This window comes from Frankia sp. R43 (assembly GCF_001306465.1).
In the GTDB taxonomy this organism is placed as follows: Bacteria; Actinomycetota; Actinomycetes; order Frankiales; family Frankiaceae; genus Parafrankia; species Parafrankia irregularis.
In genome coordinates, this window is record NZ_LFCW01000003.1 from 65,255 (window position 1) to 79,453 (window position 14,199).

The window sequence follows — 14,199 nt, forward strand, 5'->3', positions numbered from 1 at the left end:
GTGGGCCTTCGTCGGATCTGACGCCCAGTCCACGTGAGTGCCCCGGGGCCCGCCGGATGACCCGGGCAACTGGGAGCGGAGTCACAGGCGTCACAGTCAGCACAGGCTGTGACGCACACCAGCACCTGCGGGCCGATTCGGGCAGGATGGGCTCGTGACCTCAGCCGCGCCCTCTGTTCCTGACGTCTCCTCCCTCGCGATCGGCATCCTGGGTGGTTCCGGGCCCCAGGGTGGCGGGCTCGCGGTCCGTTTCGCGCTGGCCGGGCACCGGGTGCTCGTCGGCTCGCGCTCGGCGGAGCGAGGTCGGGACGCCGCCGCCAAGCTCTCCGGGCCCGGGCGGCTCGTCGAGGGTGGGGACAACGCCGACGTCGCCGAGCAGGCGGACGTGGTCATCGTCGCGGTGCCCTGGGAGGGCCACGGCGAACTGCTCGCCGACCTGCGCAAGCAGCTGACGGGCAAGATCGTCATCGACTGTGTCAACCCGATGGGCTTCGACAAGGGCGGCGCCTTCGCGCTGCCGGTCGAGGAGGGCAGCGCCGCGCAGCAGGCCGCGGCCGTGCTGCCGGACAGCACCGTCGTCGGTGCCTTCCACCATGTCTCCGCGGTCCTGCTCATGGACGAGTCGGTCGCGTCCATCGACACCGACATCCTGGTCGTCGGCGACGACCGCCCGGCGACCGACACGGTGATCGCGCTCGCGAACCGGATCCCCGGGATGCGGGGCATCTACGCCGGCAAGCTGCGCAACGCCGGTCAGGTCGAGGCGCTCACCGCGAACCTCATCTCCGTCAACCGCCGCTACAAGGCGCACGCCGGCCTGCGGGTCACCGACGTCTGAGGCGTCCGCGGAGACGTCCGAAGCGCGTCCCGGCGCGGGCTCGGGTGAGACTGGCGGTATGACCTCCCCGCCGGCGGTACCGTTCCCGGGCTCGTCCCGTGGGCCCGCCCGTGACGACCTGGGCGCCCGTAGCGACTCGGGCGCCCGTACTGACTCGGGCGCCCGTACTGACTCGGGCGCCCGTACTGACTCGGGCGCCCGTACTGACTCGGGCGCCCGTACTGACTCGGGTGCCCGTGACGACCTGGGTGATCTGGTGCCCGTGCCGGCGGTGGTCCGGCGGGTGGTCTCCCTGGTGCCGAGCCTGACGGAGTCCGTCGCGGCGAGCGCGCCGGAGCTGCTGGTGGGTGCCACCGACTGGTGCTCCCACCCGCCAGGCCTCGCGGTGCGCAGGGTGCGTGGGACGAAGAACCCGGATCTGGCCGCCATCGGGGCGCTGGCGCCCGACCTGGTCTGCGCCAACGCGGAGGAGAACCGCGCGGAGGATCTGGCCGCGTTGCGCGCGGCGGGTCTCGCGGTCTGGGTCACCGCGCCGACCACCGTCCCCGCGGCGCTGCGCAGCCTCGACAGGCTGCTGCGGCTGGGCTGCGGCCTGGCGCGCCCGGACTGGCTGGACGCCGCGGAGCAGGTGTGGGCGGAACCGTTCCGCGGCGAGCGCCGCCGCGCGATCATCCCGATCTGGCGGCGGCCCTGGATGGCGGTCGGGCGGGACACCTTCACCGGCGACGTGCTGGCCCGGCTCGGAGTGGACAACGCGCTGGCCGGATCCGAGCAGCGCTATCCGCGGGTGGACATCGCCGCGCTGCCGCCGCACGACCTGGTGGTGCTGCCGGATGAGCCGTACGCGTTCAGCCCGTCCGACGGCCCGGAGTCGTTCGAGGCCCGGGCGGTCTGCGTGTCCGGCCGGCTGCTGACGTGGTACGGCCCGTCCCTGGTGCAGGCACGGGCCGACCTCGCGAACGCGCTGGCGTCTCAGTAGTCGCTGGTCTCAGTAGTCGCTGGCAGGGTCGCCGGTCAACGGCTCAACCGCCGGCGGCTCATGGCCGGCGGTCAGTAAGGGCCGGCGGTCAGTAGCTGTGCTCCACCGTCGGGTACACCCCGCGGGAGACCTCGTCGCTGTACGCCGCGGCCGCGTCGGCCAGCGCCGTCCGCAGCTCGGCGAAGCGCTTGACGAAGCGCGGTGCCTGGCCGCCGCTGAGCCCGGCCATGTCCTGCCAGACGAGCACCTGCGCGTCGCAGTCCGCGCCCGCGCCGATGCCCACGGTGGAGATCGTCAGCTCCTTGGTAACCCGGGCGGCCAGATCGGCGGGCACGACCTCCAGCACGACCGCGAACGCGCCGGCCTCCTGCAGGCCCAGCGCGTCGGCGAGCAGCACGTCACCGGCGCGGTCACGCCCCTGGACGCGGTAGCCGCCCAGCGTGTGGACACTCTGCGGGGTGAGGCCCAGGTGGCCGACGACCGGGACGCCGGCGGCGACGAGCGCCTCGACCTGTGGCAGCACCCGCGCGCCGCCCTCGAGCTTGACCGCCTGGGCGCCGCCCTCCTTGAGGAACCTGGCGGCCGTCTCCAGCGCCTGCTGCGGGCTCGACTGGTAGGAGCCGAAGGGCAGGTCGGCGACGACCATCGCGTTCGACGCGCCGCGCACCACCGCCTGCACCAGCGGGATCATCTCGTCGACCGTGATCGGAACGGTGGTCTCGTAGCCGTAGACCGTGTTCGCGGCGGAGTCACCGACGAGCAGGACCGGGATGCCGACCTCGTCGAAGATTCCGGCCGAGAGGACGTCGTAGGAGGTGAGCATGGCCCACTTCTCGCCCCGCTCCTTGGCGGCGCGGATGTCGCGCACCGTCGTCCGGCCGCTGCGGCCCAGGCGGATCGAACGGGTCGAGCGGGTCGTGCTCCGGGCGCCGGGCGCGGCGGGCGCGCCGCTGGCGCCGGTGGTGCCGGATGCATCGGTCGCGGCGGGTGCGGTGGCGGCCGCGGCGGTGGTCGGCGCGCCGTAGAGCGTCGCCGCCTCGTCGCTGCCGTCGGCGGCGCTGGCTGGGGTGGAGCCGGCTGGGATGGAGCTGGGGCCGCCCGCGGCGGAGGAGGTGGGATTGCCGATCGACGAGTTCATGCAAACTCCCGGTAAGCCGTCCGGGCGCGGGATCGCGTCCCGGCGTGTCTCCATGCTGCCACCGAGAGGGCCGTCGCTGACAGGTCTGGCGCGGGCCCGCCCGAACCGGTCCATCATTCGTGCCGGTGATGTCGCCAGCTGCGCCGGAACGGCTGCGGGCGGTGTTCTGGCGGATGCACGCCCTGGCGGATGCACGTCTGGCGGAATCGGCCGGGTGTGGTGTGGCCGGCCGTCGCAGGGACGTTACCCAGGCGTGTTGTTCGCGCAATCAGATGCGTGTGGCGTCGAACGCACGTACTCTCCGATCTTGACAAATGCGCGGGGCCGGGAAACACCGGCACGATGAGCCCGGTGTCGACCGGGCCAGGCATTCGCGGCCGTGCTCCACGGCCGCGTGAACGGTGCGAAGAAGGCGCGGGTGGCGGCGGGCATGTGGACGGATCGGCCGGGCGACCGGCGCAGGCGCGACGCCTTCCACGGGCGACCCGGCAAGGCGGTCTGATGTCGGTGGCACATGCCAACGGGACGGACCCGCGTGAACACTCGTCCCGGCCACCGTCAGGTGTGGCCCGCCCACCGGGGCGGCCCCGTGACACCCGGCGCGACCCGCTGATCATCGAGGCCACCCTGACGGAGCTCGCGGCCAACGGCTTCGGGGGCCTGTCCATGGAGGCGGTCGCGGCCGCGGCGGGCGTGGGCAAGGCCACCGTCTACCGGCGGTGGCCGACGAAGGGCGCCCTGGTCGCCGAGGCGCTCGCGACCCTGGCCACCTCGCACGAGCCGCATGACACCGGATCCCTGCGCGACGACCTGGTCGCGGCGGTGAACGCGGTGCGCCGGCACGGCATCCAGACGCTGTCGGGGCGGATCATGCCCCGGGTGCTGGCGGAGAAGGAGTCTCACCCCGACCTGTTCGACACCTACCGCCAGCAGGTGATCGTCCCGGCCCGGGAACAGGTCGCGAACGTGCTGCGCCGCGGGGTTGCCAGCGGTGAGCTCAAGGCGGACCTCGACATCGACCTGGCGACGGACATGCTGGTCGGCCCGGTCTCGTACCGGCAGTACACCGCCGGCAGCAACGAGGTGAGCGGGACGCGGATCAGTCAGATCGTCGACACCGTTCTGGGTGGCATCCGCGCCGACTGACGCGCTGGGCGATCGGGCTGGCCGACGCCGCCGGAAAATCGCGTGGGGACGCTGTGTGCGCACGAGTAGCATCGCGATCGGGGAGGCACCCCGCCGCGCGTGCGTGGCCCCGCCCGGCTCCGGCCGGCGTCGGGTGCCGGGCATCAGGTGCCGGCGTGGGCTGTCGTCCCGACAAATGAACAGCCTCCAGAGTTCATCACCAGCCATGGTCAGGGCGCGCGTGGGTGCGCCCGGCCATCCGTTCACTGCCGCAGGAGAATCCGGTGTCCGACGTCCGCGTTACCGTTCAGCGAGGTCAGCAGGCCGAGGAGCGGGTGGTGCGGGCGGGTACGACGGCCGCCGAGCTCTTCGACGGCGAGCGGTCGGTGATCGCCGCCCGGGTCGGTGGCCGCCAGCGTGACCTGGCCCATCCACTGGCTGAAGGGGACGTCGTCGAGCCGATCACCGTCGACTCGCCGGACGGGCGGGCGATCGTGCGCCACTCGTGCGCGCACGTGGTCGCCCAGGCCGTGCAGGACCTGTTCCCCAAGGCGAAGCTCGGGATCGGCCCGCCGATCCAGGACGGCTTCTACTACGACTTCGACGTTGAGCGCCCCTTCACTCCGGAGGACCTCAAGGCTGTCGAGAAGCGCGCCCAGGAGATCATCAAGGCGGGCCAGCGGTTCTCCCGCCGGGTCGTCACCGACGACGAGGCCCGCGCCGAGCTCGCCGACGAGCCGTACAAGATCGAGCTGATCGGGCTGAAGTCGAGCGCGGGTGACGACGCCGAGGCCTCGGTCGAGGTCGGAGCGGGCGAGCTCACCATCTACGACAACCTCGACCCGAAGTCGGGCGAGCTGTGCTGGAAGGACCTGTGCCGCGGGCCGCACGTGCCCACCACCCGGCACATCCCCGCGTTCGCGGTGCAGCGCTCGGCGGCGGCCTACTGGCGGGGCAGCGAGCGCAACCCGCAGCTGCAGCGCATCTACGGCACCGCCTGGGAGTCGCGCGAGGCGCTGAAGGAGTACCAGCACCGTCTCGCCGAGGCGGAGAAGCGCGACCACCGCAAGCTGGGCGCCGAGCTGGACCTGTTCTCGTTCCCGACCGAGATCGGCCCGGGGCTGGCCGTGTTCCACCCCAAGGGCGGTGCGATCCGCACCGTCATGGAGGACTACTCGCGCCGTCGGCATATCGAGGCCGGGTACGAGTTCGTGAACACCCCGCACATCACCAAGTCCGACCTGTACGAGATCTCCGGGCATCTGGACTGGTTCGCCGACGGCATGTACCCGCCCATGCAGCTCGATGGCGGGGCGGACTACTACCTCAAGCCGATGAACTGCCCGATGCACATCCTGATCTTCCGGTCACGCGGCCGGTCGTACCGGGAGCTGCCGCTGCGGCTGTTCGAGTTCGGCACCGTCTACCGGTACGAGAAGTCCGGCGTCGTGCACGGCCTGACCCGGGTGCGCGGGCTCACCCAGGACGACGCGCACCTGTTCTGCGCCCGTGAGCAGCTCCCGGAAGAGCTCGACTCCGTCCTGAAGTTCGTCCTCGGGCTGCTGCGCGACTACGGCCTGGAGGACTTCTACCTGGAGCTGTCGACCCGTCCCGAGGGCAAGGCGATCGGCTCGGACGAGGAGTGGGCCCAGGCCACCGAGCTGCTGCGCGAGGCCGCCTCCAAGCAGGACCTCGAACTGGTGATGGACGAGGGTGGCGGCGCCTTCTACGGCCCGAAGATCTCGGTGCAGGCCAAGGACGCGATCGGGCGGACCTGGCAGCTGTCCACCATCCAGGTGGACTTCCAGCTCCCGCAGCGGTTCGACATGACCTACCAGGCGGCCGACGGCACCCGCCAGCGCCCCTTCATGATCCACCGGGCGCTGTTCGGCACGATCGAGCGCTTCTTCGCGATCCTGCTGGAGCACTACGCCGGCGCGCTGCCGCCGTGGCTGGCCCCGGTGCAGGTCGTCGGCATCCCGATCACCGACGAGCACGTGCCCTACCTGGACGACGTCGCGGCGAAGCTGCGGGAGCGCGGCATCCGGGTGGAGGTCGACTCCTCCGACGACCGGATGCAGAAGAAGATCCGCACCGCGCAGAAGCAGAAGGTGCCCTTCATGCTGCTGGCCGGCGACGAGGACGTCTCGAAGGGCGCGGTCTCCTTCCGGTTCCGCGACGGGACGCAGCGCAACGGCGTGCCGGTCGACGAGGCCGTCGCCGAGATCCTCGACGTCGTGGAGCGCCGCGCCCAGGTCTGAGCCGCGCAGGTGAACGTGGACCCGGCGACCGCGCACCGGGTCCACGGAACAGCGACCACCCTCGTGGCCGACCGTCCGGTCAGGGAAGGGCGATCGAGTGCAGCACCCGACCTGCGCCGTCACGGGCGAACAGTGACAGCGGGGGTCTGGCCTCCACCTGCTCCGGGCTGTCGACCGTCTTGTTCCAGTAGAGGGCGAACGCGCCTGTGTCGCCGATGGCGACGTTGACTGCCTCGCCGTCCGGGATCACGGCGAACAGTTCCTTCACCTCGGGGGACACCCGCCCGAAGGCCTGCCAGAACCAGGTCGGGCGCTCCCAGTCGACCGCGCCGTCCGCACTGGTGCTCGTGCTGAAGACCTCGATCGGTGTCACTGGCGGCTGGGAGAAGTCGGGGTCGCGGTCCGAGGCCCACCACCGGAGCATGGGCTCGTCGGACCGGGAGAAGTCCGGTGGGCCGTCGCGGCTGACCAGGCTGACCAGGCAGGCGGCCAGACCCTGGCTGTTCTGGACGAGCACGAGAGGTCCGTCGACCGCGACGAGCAGCCGGCCACTGCTGTCCGGCGCGCCGGCGTCCGGTGCGCTGCCGCCCGGTGCGCTGCCGCCCGGCGCCACCGGGCCGCGGATGTTTCCCGGGGCGCAGCGGTGGACGACGGCTGCCTCGGCGGCGGCGTCGAGGTCGAGCAGCCGCCGGGTCCCGACGAAGCGGAGCGTGACCGGCTCGCCCCCCGGCCCGGCGGGGAGCATGACAGGCGGGGGTCCGGACGTGCCGGAAGGCGGGGCCGGTGTCGCGGCTGGTGCCGCCCCGCTCATTGCATCGCTGCATGCGGCCAGTGCGACGACGGCCGCAGCGGCGATGCCGGCGGATCGCCACCATCTCCGAACGCCTGCGCGGTCGACTCGCGACGAGTGCTGTTCCGTCGACCCACGGGTACACCCGATGCGCAACCGAACCTCCCCGACCCCGCGAACGCCGCCGGCTGCCACCAGTGGGCAGCGGCACCCGTCTCGATCTTGTCGGGACGGAGGGCCAGGGGCAACTCCTCCCGTAGCGGCGGCGACTGGGGGATCAGGCCGACGGGGAAGGGCTCAATCCCGCTCGCGCTCGCGCCAGCGGGAGGTGATCGGCAGGCGGCGGTCGCGGCCGAAGGCCTTGGACGTCACCTTGGGGCCGGGCGGGTTCTGCCGCCGCTTGTACTCGGCGAGGTCGACGAGCCGGATCACCCGGTCGACCGTGGCCGGATCGTGGCCTGCGGCGGTCAGCTCGGCCCGGCCGAGGTCGTGGCTGACATAGTCGTCGAGGACGGCGTCGAGTTCGGTGTAGTCGGGCAGCCGGTCGGAGTCGAGCTGCCCCGGGGCGAGCTCGGCCGACGGCGGCTTGACGATGATCTCCTCCGGGATCGGCGGGACCTCCCCGCGGGCCGTCGCCTGCGCGTTGCGCCAGCGGGAGAGCGCCCACACCATCGTCTTCGAGACGTCCTTGATCGGGGCGAAGCCGCCGGCGCTGTCGCCGTACAGGGTGGAGAAGCCGGTGGCCAGCTCACTCTTGTTGCCGGTGGTCAGCACGAGGTGGCCGTGCTCGTTCGACAGCGCCATCAGCAGTGTTCCGCGCACCCGTGCCTGCAGGTTCTCCGCGGCCAGGCCGTGCAGGCCGCCGGCGGCGGCGAGCGCCGCGTGAAAGGCCGTGACGGTCGGCTCGATCGGGACGACGCTGTGCCGGGTGCCCTGGCGGCGGGCCAGCTCCGCGGCGTCGTCCAGCGATCCCTGGGAGGAGTGGGCCGAGGGCATCGCGACCGTGTGCACGGCGTCGCCGCCGAGGGCGTCCACCGCGATCGTGGCGACCAGGGCCGAGTCGATGCCACCGGACAGGCCGAGCGCCACCGAGCGGAAGCCGTTCTTGCGGACGTAGTCGCGGGTGCCCGTGACCACCGCGGCGTACAGCTCACCGGTGGGGTCGGGGCGCTGCGCGATCTGGTGCGGCCGCGGCTCCCAGGCCGGCAGCGGCTCGCCGGCCAGCACGATGTGGCTGACCTCCATCATGGTGCCGTCGCCGGCGGCGACCTGCCCGGTCATCCCGGTGGCCGTTCCCGGGGTGTTGCTGGCGGGCAGGTCGAGATCGACGGTGAGCAGGGTCTCCTCGAAGACCGGTGCCCGGGCGAGGACCGCCCCGGCCGGGTCGACGACGAGCGAGTCGCCGTCGAAGACCAGCTCGTCCTGGCCGCCGACCAGGTTGATGTAGGCGAGGGTGGCGTCCGCCTCGCGGGCCCGGCGTGCGCACAGCTCGTCCCGGTGGAAGGACTTGCCCTGCTCGTAGGGCGAGCCGTTGATGCACAGCAGCAGCCCGACCCCGACCTTGCGGGCCACGGCGACGGGGCCGCCGGCCTGCCAGAGGTCCTCGCAGACGGTGAGGCCGACGTCCACGCCGTGCAGGCGGAAGACCGGGAAGGTCGTGCCGGGCACGAAGTAGCGGAACTCGTCGAAGACACCGTAGTTGGGCAGGTGGTGCTTGGCCGAGCGGGCGGCGACGCGGCCCTGCCACAGGACGGCGACGCAGTTCTGCGGCTCGCCGGCGGGGCGGCCGACCGCCGGCGCCGGGGTGGCGGAGGCGTCGAGGTACCCGACGACGACGGCGATGGAGCCCGCTCCCTCCTCGTGGAGGCGGGCCGCGAGCCGTTCCAGTGTCGCCGCGGAGGCCGCCACGAAGGAGCGGCGCAGGACGAGGTCCTCGGCCGGGTAGCCGGTCAGGGTCATCTCGCCGAAGGCGACCAGATGAGCGCCCTGGGCCAGTGCCTGCTTGGTCCAGGAGCTCACCAGGTCGGCGTTGGCGTCCAGATCTCCGACGGTGGTGTCCACCTGGGCGAGGGCGATCCGAAGCTGGGCCATACACCGAAGCGTAGGCCGGGTTTGCCCTGCCGGCGGCCGGTGGTGTGTTGCTGGGGCGCAGGTGACACCGGGGATTGCGGTGGCGCAACTTCGCTGTAACGTGCGGAACCTGTGGCGCGATCAGTCGCTACTCTCGGGTCGAAGCACCCGGTGGCACCGTGTCCCGACGGGGAACAGCACCATCGGAAGACGACTCGGCTCGCCGTGCAGACGAGTCCGCACTCACGCGCGGAGGGCCCGTGGACAAGCAGCAGGAATTCGTTCTCCGCACCCTCGAGGAACGCGACATCCGGTTCGTCCGGCTCTGGTTCACGGATGTGCTCGGCGTGCTGAAGTCCGTCGAGATCGCGCCCGCCGAGCTGGAGGGCGCGCTGGCGGAGGGCATCGGGTTCGACGGCTCGGCGATCGAGGGCTTCGCCCGGGTGCACGAGGCGGACATGCTGGTCCGGCCCGACCCGTCCACCTTCCAGGTGCTGCCGTGGCGCGGTGAGCACCCGATGACCGCCCGGATGTTCTGCGACCTGATCATGCCGGACGGCACGCCGGCCGCCGCGGACTCCCGCTGGGTGCTGCGCCGCACCCTGGCGAAGGCCGCCGACGCCGGCTTCACCTTCTACACCCACCCCGAGATCGAGTTCTTCCTGCTCAAGCATCCGCCGACCCGCGGCGGCCCGGTGCCGCCGCCGGTGGACGAGTCGGGCTACTTCGACCTGACCCCGAACGACATCAGCCATGACTTCCGCCAGCAGGCCATCAGCGTGCTCGAGCGCCTCGGCATCTCGGTGGAGTTCAGCCACCACGAGGTCGCGCCGGGCCAGCAGGAGATCGACCTGCGGTACGCCGACGCGCTCACCATCGCCGACAACATCATGACCTTCCGCCAGGTGGTGAAGGAGGTGGCGCTGCGGCAGGGCATCTACGCGACGTTCATGCCCAAGCCGTTCAGCGATCAGGCCGGCTCGGGCATGCACACCCACATGAGCCTGTTCGAGGGTGACCGCAACGCCTTCCACGACCCGACCGACGAGTACCAGCTGTCGAAGGTGGGGAAGGCCTTCATCGCCGGGGTGCTGACGCACGCCGCGGAGATCACCGCGGTGACGAACCAGTGGGTGAACTCGTACAAGCGGCTGGTGGGCGAGGGGCGCGCCGGCGAACTGCGGGAGGCGCCCGCCTACGTCTGCTGGGGCCACAACAACCGGTCGGCCCTGGTTCGGGTACCGCTGTACAAGCTGAACAAGGCGAACACGGCCCGGGTCGAGTTCCGCTCCCCGGACAGCGCCTGCAACCCGTACCTGACCTTCGCGCTGATGCTCGCCGCCGGCCTGCGCGGCGTCCAGGGCGGTTACGAGCTGCCGGCGCCCGCGGCGGACGACGTGTGGACGCTCACCGACTCCCAGCGCCGCGAGCGTGGCATCACCGAGCTGCCCGGATCGCTCGCCGAGGCGATCACCGCGATGGAGAACTCGTCGCTGGTCCGTGAGACGCTTGGCGACGAGTTGTTCGACTTCTTCCTGCGGAACAAGCGGTCCGAATGGATCGAGTACCGCCGCCAGGTCACGCCCTTCGAGATCGACCGGTACCTTCCGACGTTGTGAGTGACCGGCCGGCCAGGGGCGTCGACCCCCGCCGGAACACCGTCGGCGCCCAGCTCGCCCGGCTGGGCTTCTCCGACGTCGAGCGGGTCGCGGCCACGATGCGCCGGCTCGGGCTGCTGCCCCCGCCGGACGGGGCCGCGCCCGCGGGGCCTTCGGGGGCCGCGGAGCCTGCCGGGCCTGCCGCCGGGCTCGCGGTGAATGTCATCATCGGCGAGCTCGCCGCCTCGGCGGACGCCGATCTCGCCCTGCGCTGCCTCGAACGGCTGGTCGAGGCCCAGCCCGCCGGGGCGCAACCACTGCTGTTGCCGGCGCTGGCCGACAACCCCGGTCTGCGTCGCCGGCTGATCGCCGTGCTGGGCGCGAGCTCGGCGCTGGGGGACCACCTCGTCGCCCATCCGCTGGACTGGCTGATCCTCGCCCCGGACGGGGCCACCGCGGGGCCGTCGGACCCGGCGGTCACCCGGCGCGGCCTGCTGCGTGCGGTCGGCGCCGATCCGGCTGCCGCGGTGCCCCGGGCCCGCGGTGACGGGGTGGCGGTCCTCGACGCGCTGCGGCTGGCCTACCGGCGTGCGCTGCTGGTGCTCGCCGCGCGGGACCTCACCGGCACCGTGTCGCTGGACGACGCCACCGCGGAGCTCGCGGACCTGGCCGGGGCGGCGCTCGACGCCGCGCTCGCGGTCGCCCGGGCCGGAGCGGGCCCGGCGGATGTGCCCGTCCGCCTGGCGATCATCGGCATGGGCAAGTGCGGTGGGCGTGAGCTGAACTACGTCAGCGACGTGGACGTGCTGTTCGTCGCCGAACCGGTCGCCGACCACGGGCCGGGGGCACCGAGGAAGCCAGGAGAGCCGAGGAAGCCCGGAGAGCCGAGGAAGCCCGGAGAGCCCGGAGAGCCCGGAGAGCCGCGAGAGCCGCGAGAGCCGGGAGACCTTCCCTGCGCCGACGCCCCGCCCGACCTGGAGGCGACGCTGCGTGCCGCCACCAGGCTGGCCGAGGGTGTCGTGCGGGTGTGCGGCACGCCCACCGCGGCCGGCGAGCTGTTCCCGGTGGACGTCAACCTGCGGCCCGAAGGCCGGCACGGCGCGCTCGTGCGCACCCTGGACAGCCATCGCGCCTACTACCGGCGCTGGGCACGGACCTGGGAGTTCCAGGCGCTGCTCAAGGCCCGCCCGGTGGCCGGCGACCTCGAGCTGGGGGCGCGCTTCGGCGAGATGATCGCACCGCTGGTGTGGACGGCGGCGTCGCGCCCCGACTTCGTCACGGACGTCCGGGCCATGCGGCGCCGGGTGGAGCGGTCGCTGTCCCGTTTCGAGGCCGACCGCAACCTCAAACTCGGCCCCGGCGGGCTGCGTGACGTCGAGTTCGCCGTGCAGCTGCTGCAGCTCGTCCACGGCCGGGCGGACGCCAAGCTGCAGGTGGCCGCCACCCTGGACGCCCTGGACGGACTGCGGCGCGGCGGCTACGTCGGCCGCCGCGACGCGGCCGGGTTCGCCGACGCCTACCGGTTCCTGCGGGTCGCCGAGCACCGGCTGCAGCTGCAGCGGCTGCGCCGGCTGCACACCCTGCCCCGGGATCCCGGCGAGCTGCGCTGGCTGGCGCGCTGCATGGGGCTGCCGGGGGCCGCGGAGCTTGCGGAGGAGCACCGGCGGGTGACCCGCACCGTCCGCTCCCTGCACGAGAAGCTCTTCTACCAGCCGCTGCTGGAGGCGGTGGCGCGGCTGTCGGCGGAGGAGATGCGGCTGACCCCGCAGGAGGCCGCGGACCGGCTCGCCGCGCTCGGTTTCGCCCAGCCGGCGCGCTGCCTGCGCCACATCGAGGCGCTGACCAACGGGGTGAGCCGCACCGCCGTCATCCAACGGCGCCTGCTGCCCGCCATGCTGCCCGCGTTCGCGGACGCACCCGAGCCGGACGCCGGGCTGCTCGCCTACCGGCAGGTGAGCGAGGCGCTGGGGCGCACGCCGTGGTACCTGCGCCTGCTGCGGGACTCTGCCGGGGCCGCGGACCGCCTCGCCCGGGTGCTCGCGACGAGCCGGTACGTCGCCGACCTGATGACCCGCGCGCCGGAGTCGGTGCGGCTGCTGCGCACCGAGGAGGAGCTGCGGCCGACCTCCCGCGAGGCGATGGTGCGCACCCTGCTCGCGGTGTCGCGACGCAACCCCGAGGCCGCGGACGCGGTCGGCCGGGCGCGGGCGGTGCGGCGGGTGGAGCTGGTCCGCATCGCCTGCGCGGACCTGCTCGGTCTGCTGGACGTCGGCGCCGTCGGGCAGGCGCTGTCCGACGCGGCCGCCGCGACCGTGGAGGCGGCGCTGCTCGTCGCGCGCCGCCGCGTCGCCGGCGGGGACGACGCCAGCGGGGGCGATGGGGCGCTGCCGGTGCGGCTCGCGGTGATCGCGATGGGACGTCTGGGCGGCCGAGAGCTGTCCTATGGCAGTGACGCCGATGTGCTGTTCGTCCATGAGGCGCTGCCGGGCACCCCGCAGCCGCTGGCCGCCCGGCTCGCCGCCGACGTCATCGGTGAGCTGCACCGCCTGCTTGCGCTACCCGGGCCCGACCCGCCCCTCACCCTGGACGCCGGGCTGCGCCCCGAGGGCCGCGGCGGCCCGCTGTCGCGGACGGTCGAGGGCTACGCGGCGTACTACGACCGGTGGTCACTGGGGTGGGAGGCGCAGGCGCTGCTGCGCGCCGAGCCGCTGGCCGGCGACGCCGAGCTCGGCGCGCGGTTCTGCGCGCTCGCGGACCGGATCCGCTACCCGTCCGCGCTGCCGGCGGGCACGATCACCGAGATCCTGCGGTTGCGCGGGCGGATGGAGCGTGAGCGTGTCCCGCGCGGGGTCGACCGGGCGATGCACGTGAAGTTCGGTCCCGGCGGGCTGACGGACGTCGAGTGGACCGTGCAGGTGCTCCAGCTTCGGCACGCCCACCGCGTCCCGGCGCTGCGCACGACCGCGACCCGCGCCTGTCTGCGCGCGGCCGCGATGGCCGGCCTGCTCGCGCCCGCGCAGCTGTCCGCGCTGGATGCGGCCTGGACCCTGGCCTCCCGGGTGCGCAACGGCGTCATGCTGACGTCCGGCCAGCGCGGTGATCTTCTTCCGGGCGTGGCGCCCGGCCTGGAACGGGTCGCCCGCGCGCTCGGCTACCCCGCCGACGAGGTGGACCAGCTGCCCGGTGACTACCGCCGGGCAGCGGCACGTGCGCATGCGGTCGCCCTGGAGGTGCTCGGCCGCGAGCAGTGAGCCTTTTCCATCACATCCGGGGCCGGTGCACACCCGACGGACGGTTCACCGGCTCCGGTACGGGATGCGCCGAACCGGAGCCGATGATGGACGAGCGGTCCCGCGGGCGGCGAGACCCGCCCGCGAGTATCCGCCCGCGGGATCTGACG

9 protein-coding genes are annotated in these 14,199 nt (G+C 73.0%); 6 read left to right on the forward strand and 3 right to left on the reverse strand.

Features of this window, described 5'->3' with window-relative positions; translation table 11 throughout:
- Positions 1-154: 154 nt before the first annotated feature.
- Both npdG and ACG83_RS13955 read left to right on the forward strand, forming a co-directional pair.
- Positions 155-838 (forward strand): NADPH-dependent F420 reductase, encoded by a 684-nt coding sequence (npdG, locus tag ACG83_RS13950; RefSeq protein WP_054566665.1) that lies wholly within the window; start codon positions 155-157, stop codon positions 836-838.
- Positions 839-896: 58 nt separating this feature from the next.
- The gene (locus ACG83_RS13955) at positions 897-1,817 is read left to right on the forward strand and encodes a helical backbone metal receptor (RefSeq protein WP_235497889.1); all 921 of its coding nucleotides are present in this window, start codon (positions 897-899) and stop codon (positions 1,815-1,817) included.
- A gap of 88 nt (positions 1,818-1,905) precedes the next feature.
- Here ACG83_RS13955 and panB read toward each other — a convergent pair whose 3' ends face one another.
- Complete coding sequence (gene panB, locus ACG83_RS13960) at positions 1,906-2,955, reverse strand: 3-methyl-2-oxobutanoate hydroxymethyltransferase (protein ID WP_054566667.1); 1,050 nt, start codon at positions 2,953-2,955, stop codon at positions 1,906-1,908.
- A 501-nt stretch (positions 2,956-3,456) separates the two neighbouring features.
- Here panB and ACG83_RS13965 point away from each other — a divergent pair.
- Together ACG83_RS13965 and thrS are read left to right on the forward strand one after the other, a co-directional pair.
- A complete protein-coding gene (locus tag ACG83_RS13965) occupies positions 3,457-4,101 on the forward strand; it encodes a TetR-like C-terminal domain-containing protein (protein ID WP_054566668.1) in 645 nt (214 codons plus the stop codon).
- A 263-nt stretch (positions 4,102-4,364) separates the two neighbouring features.
- Positions 4,365-6,341: a threonine--tRNA ligase gene (thrS, locus tag ACG83_RS13970; protein ID WP_054566669.1), complete on the forward strand. Its 1,977-nt coding sequence runs from the start codon at positions 4,365-4,367 to the stop codon at positions 6,339-6,341.
- Positions 6,342-6,420: 79 nt separating this feature from the next.
- Here the strand turns inward: thrS and ACG83_RS13975 are convergent, their stop codons facing one another.
- Both ACG83_RS13975 and ACG83_RS13980 read right to left on the reverse strand, forming a co-directional pair.
- Entirely contained in the window at positions 6,421-7,152 is a 732-nt protein-coding gene (locus tag ACG83_RS13975; RefSeq protein ID WP_235497890.1) for a hypothetical protein, read from the reverse strand.
- A gap of 276 nt (positions 7,153-7,428) precedes the next feature.
- Complete coding sequence (locus tag ACG83_RS13980) at positions 7,429-9,222, reverse strand: NAD+ synthase (RefSeq protein WP_054566671.1); 1,794 nt, start codon at positions 9,220-9,222, stop codon at positions 7,429-7,431.
- A 239-nt stretch (positions 9,223-9,461) separates the two neighbouring features.
- Here ACG83_RS13980 and ACG83_RS13985 point away from each other — a divergent pair, with 239 nt between their 5' ends.
- Both ACG83_RS13985 and ACG83_RS13990 read left to right on the forward strand, forming a co-directional pair.
- Positions 9,462-10,820, forward strand: a complete 1,359-nt coding sequence (locus tag ACG83_RS13985) for a glutamine synthetase family protein (RefSeq protein ID WP_006542200.1) — start codon at positions 9,462-9,464, stop codon at positions 10,818-10,820.
- Complete coding sequence (locus ACG83_RS13990) at positions 10,757-14,050, forward strand: bifunctional [glutamine synthetase] adenylyltransferase/[glutamine synthetase]-adenylyl-L-tyrosine phosphorylase (protein ID WP_369812886.1); 3,294 nt, start codon at positions 10,757-10,759, stop codon at positions 14,048-14,050. Before ACG83_RS13985 ends, ACG83_RS13990 begins: the two co-directional genes overlap by 64 nt.
- The last annotated feature ends 149 nt before the right edge of the window (positions 14,051-14,199 follow it).